The organism is Sphingomonas sp. URJC2 (assembly GCF_059803575.1).
The window spans coordinates 1-4,181 of sequence record NZ_JAPFGX010000071.1 but is presented as its reverse complement, the minus strand read 5'-3'; the positions used below and the strand labels follow the sequence as shown (position 1 = coordinate 4,181).

Genomic DNA, 4,181 nt, shown 5'->3' with positions numbered 1-4,181 from the left:
GACCGCCGCAGCGCGCGACCGCCGCCGGGCACGGCGCGGCGAAAGGCGCGGGCGCGGGCGGGGCTGACCGGCGGTGAACCGGCTCGCTTTGTTCGATTGCGACGGCACGCTGGTCGACAGCCAGGCGGCGATCTGCCGCGCCATGGACGATTGCTTTGCCGAACGGGGGCTGGTGCCGCCCGACCGTCACCGCGTGCGCCGCATCGTCGGGCTGAGCCTGATGGAGGCGATGCGCGCGCTGGTGCCCGATGGCGGCCATGATCTGCACCGCGCGCTGACCGACAGCTACAAACAGGCTTTCCAGCGCCATCGCGGGGCCGGGCTGGTCGAAGAGCCGCTGTTCGACGGCATTGCCGAGGCGCTGGAGCGGCTGGTGCAGGCGGGCTGGCTGCTCGGCGTCGCCACCGGCAAGTCGGATCGCGGGCTGAAACTGTGTCTGGAACGCCATGGCCTGACCGGCCATTTCATCACCCTGCAGACCGCCGACCGCCACCCGTCCAAGCCCGATCCGTCGATGCTCAATGCCGCGATGGCCGAGGCCGGGTCCGGCCCCGCGACCACGGTGATGATCGGCGACACGGTGTTCGACATGGCGATGGCGGTGACCGGCGGTGCGCATGCGCTGGGGGTCGATTGGGGCTATCATGATGCCGCCGAACTGCGCGCGGCGGGCGCGCGGGCGGTGGCGGTGGCCGCCGCCGATCTGCCCGGCTGGCTGGAGCAGATGACATGACCGACGATCCGGCGCGGACGCGCTTTTTCCTGCTGTCGCTGACCCGGCTTGGCGGCGCGGTGCTGCTGATGCTCGGGCTGGTCGCCGCCTCGGGCCGCTTTGCCGGCGTCCCGCGCGCGGGTGGCATCCTGCTCGTGCTGGCCGGAGCGTTCGGTTTTGCATTGCTGCCTCGGCTGCTCGCCCGGCGGTGGCGGAGCCGGCAGTGAAGCGGTTCTGGACGACCGCCGAGGCGGTGGGGGGCGAGGTGCGGCTCGACGGCCGGCCGGTGCGCACCCCCGGCCGTTCGCCGCTTGCCGTGCCGTCGCCCGCGCTGGCGGCGGCGCTGGCCGCGGAATGGCAGGCGGTGGGCGAAACGGTCGATCCGCGCGCGATGCCGCTGACCGGGCTGGCCAATGCCGCGATCGACATCGTCACCCCCGACCCGGCCGGCTTTGCCGCCGGGCTGGCGCGCTATGGCGAAAGCGATCTGCTCGCCTATCGCGCCGCGCATCCCGCCGCGCTGGTCGCGCGCCAGCAGGCGCTGTGGGATCCGCTGATCGGTTGGGCGGAACGCCGCCATGACGTCACCGTCATCCGCGTCGAAGGGGTGATCCACCGCCCCCAGCCAGAGGCGACACTGGCCCGGCTGGGCGCGGCGGTGGCGGCGCTCGATCCGTTCACCCTTGCCGGCCTGTCCCCGGTCGTGACCATTGGCGGATCGCTGATCGCCGCGCTGGCGCTGGTCGAGCAGGCGGCCGCACCCGACGCGCTGTGGGATGCGGTGATGCTCGACGAGCTGTGGCAGGAAGAGCAATGGGGCGCGGACGATCTTGCACTGGCCGCGCGCGCCGCGCGCCGGGCCGAATGGGACGCGGCGGTGCGCTTCCTTGCGTTACTGGGCGGCTGACCGGCCGGGGCGGCTGAGCTGCCAGGCGATGACCGCGCCGGCACCGGCAAACCCCGCCAGATCGGCGACCAGCGCATAGATGGCATAGCCCCAGGCCCCGTGCATGAACACCGGCAGGCCGAGATGGATCCACGCGCACACCGCCGCCGCCAGCACCAGCGCGGTGCGCCACAGCGCGGCAAAGCCCCTGACCGGCAGCGCGGCGAGCGCCAGCGCGAGCAGCAGCCCGGTGCCGAGCGCCAGCACCAGCCCGGCGGTCAGCGATGCCGAATCCATCACCGGAAAGCCGCCGCTGTTGAAGATCACGGTCGCGACCGGACCCTGGCCATACAGGCTCGTCCCCTGCGGCGTCGCCGGATCGGGGACCAGATAGGTGCCGGTGCCGCCCGGCCCGAGCGTTGTCGCCATCAGCGCGTGCAGCTCGGCCATCCGGCTTTCGTCGGCGCGCGAAAAGGCAAGCGCGGTCAGCGGCGTGCCCCAGAACAGCCCGCCGACCACAAACAGCACCAGCCCGCCCAGCAGCCCGCCCGTCAGAATCCTGATCATCATCGCCCTTCCCGCAACCGTCCCCGGACCGAAGGCGAACGCGCCGCGTGCCGATCCGGTTGCCGGAGCCGGTGTTCCGGCGGTGAAGGCTGCGCCCGCAGGCGCGGGGCGTCAATCCTTGGCGCGGGTCAGGTTGCGGACAAAGCCGATCAGCCCGCCCTGGCGGCTGCGCTTCAGCCGTTCGGCGTCGAGGATCGTCTGCACCTTCTGGAAACAGGCCTCGGCATCGTCGTTGACGAGCACATAGTCATAGCCGTCCCAATGGCCGATTTCGGCGGCGGCGCGGCTCATCCGCGCGTCGATCACCTCGTCGCTGTCGGTGCCGCGCCCGCGCAGCCGGCGCTCCAGCTCGTCCATCGACGGCGGCAGGATGAACACGCGCACGACGTCTGCGCCGGCCAGCTGATACAGCTGCTGCGCGCCCTGCCAGTCAATGTCGAACAGCACGTCGCGGCCCTGGGCGAGCATCGCCTCGACCGGCGCGCGCGGCGTGCCGTAACGCTGGCCGAACACATGCGCCCATTCCAGGAACTCGCCGGCGGCCACCATGTCCTTGAAGCGCGCCAGATCGACGAAATGATAATCGCGCCCGTCGACTTCGCCGGGGCGGATCGGCCGGGTCGTCACCGACACCGACATTTCCAGATTGCGGTCGGCGGCGAGCAGCTTGCGCGAGATCGTCGATTTGCCCGCGCCGCTTGGCGACGACAGGATCAGCAACAGGCCGCGCCGCTTGAATTTGTGCGGATCGTCGGCGCGGGGCGTGGGGGATGGGGCGGGGCGGAACACGGCCCTGCTAGTGGCGCGGCCATGCGCCGCCGTCAATGCTCGCCCGCGCGCGATCGTCCCGCTTCGGTGCAGCCCGCAGCCGGTCAGGCCTTGGGCGTGCCGCGCCGCCGGTCGAGCGCCTTTTTGGCGACATAGGCGCCGCCGAGCACCAGGCCGAGCGGGCCCATGCGGCGCAGCGCGCCGACCGCGACCGCGCCGATCACCGCGCCCTTGAGGCCGCCCTTGCCGTCGCGCCGGTCGATTTCCCGGCCCACCAATGCCCCGATCACCTTGCCGATCATGCTCTGCTCCTTCTGCCGCGCGCACCTGCGACGTGCGGCACGCCACCTGCATAACGCGCGAATGCCGCTTTCGCGATCATGAACGGCGGGCGGCTTTTTCGGCGAGGCCCGATACGCCCTCGCGCCGCGCCAGCTCGTCCATCACCTGATCGAACGACAGGTCGTGCGCGTCGAGCAGCACGGCAAGGTGGAAGATCAGGTCGGCGACCTCGCCGACCAGCCCGTCGCGGTCGCCGCTTGCCGCCGCAATCGCGGTTTCGACCGCCTCCTCGCCGACCTTCTGGGCGATTCGCCGGACGCCGCGCGCGCGCAGCCGCGCGACATAGGACTGGTCGGGATCGGCATCGCGCCGGGCGCGGACAAGGGCTTGAAGCGCGGTCAGGTCCATGACCCGCCTGTCGCGCGCCCGCCCGCCCCGGTCAAGCGCGGTGCTGGGATCCGCCGCCCCTGACGAGCAGCAGCAGCCCGATCGCCGCCATGCCCAGCATCACCCAGTGCGGCGCACCCAGATCGGGCATCTCCGGCACCGACAGCCGCCGCAGCGCCGGAAACATCCGCGCCAGTTCGCCATAGGCCGACGGCCCGGCCAGAAGAATGACGCCGGCCATCGCCATATTCCCCATCAGTCGCAGACCAGACATGATCACAACCTCCTCTGGCCCAAGGTTACGCAAGAACCCTGCCAGAATCGGTTAAGCCCGGCCTCCGGCGCGATGCCGAGGTTAGCGCCGTCGAAAGGCTCGGCCGGGGTGTCAGCCTGGCCGACAGCGACAAGCGGGGTGTTGCCGTCGTCGCGGCACGGGTGTTTGTTTGGGAAGAACGGCACCGGAAGTTTGTAACTGCGAAGAACGGCACCGGGTGTTTGTGATTGGGAAGAACGGCACCGGCCCGCACCCCCACCCGGCCTCCCACAGTGTATCCTGCCGTTGGGAGGCCGGGTGGGGGT

8 protein-coding genes are annotated in these 4,181 nt (G+C 71.3%); 3 read left to right on the top strand and 5 right to left on the bottom strand.

Annotated features, from left to right (window positions below; all coding sequences use genetic code 11):
* Positions 1-73 precede the first annotated feature (73 nt).
* Genes OPU66_RS14735 through OPU66_RS14725 form a run of 3 tightly spaced genes read left to right on the top strand, consistent with a single transcriptional unit; the run spans position 74 to position 1,619 of the window.
* Complete coding sequence (locus OPU66_RS14735; protein ID WP_498554405.1) at positions 74-733, top strand: HAD-IA family hydrolase; 660 nt, start codon at positions 74-76, stop codon at positions 731-733.
* Positions 730-939: a hypothetical protein gene (locus OPU66_RS14730; protein WP_498554404.1), complete on the top strand. Its 210-nt coding sequence runs from the start codon at positions 730-732 to the stop codon at positions 937-939. Before OPU66_RS14735 ends, OPU66_RS14730 begins: the two co-directional genes overlap by 4 nt.
* Positions 936-1,619 (top strand): ATP12 family chaperone protein, encoded by a 684-nt coding sequence (locus OPU66_RS14725; protein ID WP_498554403.1) that lies wholly within the window; start codon positions 936-938, stop codon positions 1,617-1,619. The genes OPU66_RS14730 and OPU66_RS14725 overlap by 4 nt, the downstream gene beginning before the upstream one ends.
* Here the strand turns inward: OPU66_RS14725 and OPU66_RS14720 are convergent.
* From OPU66_RS14720 to OPU66_RS14700, 5 genes are all read right to left on the bottom strand, one after another.
* Positions 1,605-2,168, bottom strand: coding sequence for a hypothetical protein (locus OPU66_RS14720; RefSeq protein WP_498554401.1), 564 nt, complete (start codon positions 2,166-2,168; stop codon positions 1,605-1,607). The two genes, OPU66_RS14725 and OPU66_RS14720, sit on opposite strands and share 15 nt — an antisense overlap.
* Before the next feature lie 108 nt (positions 2,169-2,276).
* Entirely contained in the window at positions 2,277-2,954 is a 678-nt protein-coding gene (gene gmk, locus OPU66_RS14715) for a guanylate kinase (protein WP_498554400.1), read from the bottom strand.
* 83 nt (positions 2,955-3,037) lie between these two features.
* The gene (locus OPU66_RS14710) at positions 3,038-3,235 is read right to left on the bottom strand and encodes a hypothetical protein (protein WP_498554399.1); all 198 of its coding nucleotides are present in this window, start codon (positions 3,233-3,235) and stop codon (positions 3,038-3,040) included.
* A 76-nt stretch (positions 3,236-3,311) separates the two neighbouring features.
* Positions 3,312-3,623: a phosphoribosyl-ATP diphosphatase gene (locus tag OPU66_RS14705; protein WP_498554398.1), complete on the bottom strand. Its 312-nt coding sequence runs from the start codon at positions 3,621-3,623 to the stop codon at positions 3,312-3,314.
* A 31-nt stretch (positions 3,624-3,654) separates the two neighbouring features.
* Positions 3,655-3,876: a hypothetical protein gene (locus OPU66_RS14700; RefSeq protein WP_498554397.1), complete on the bottom strand. Its 222-nt coding sequence runs from the start codon at positions 3,874-3,876 to the stop codon at positions 3,655-3,657.
* Between the last annotated feature and the right edge of the window lie 305 nt (positions 3,877-4,181).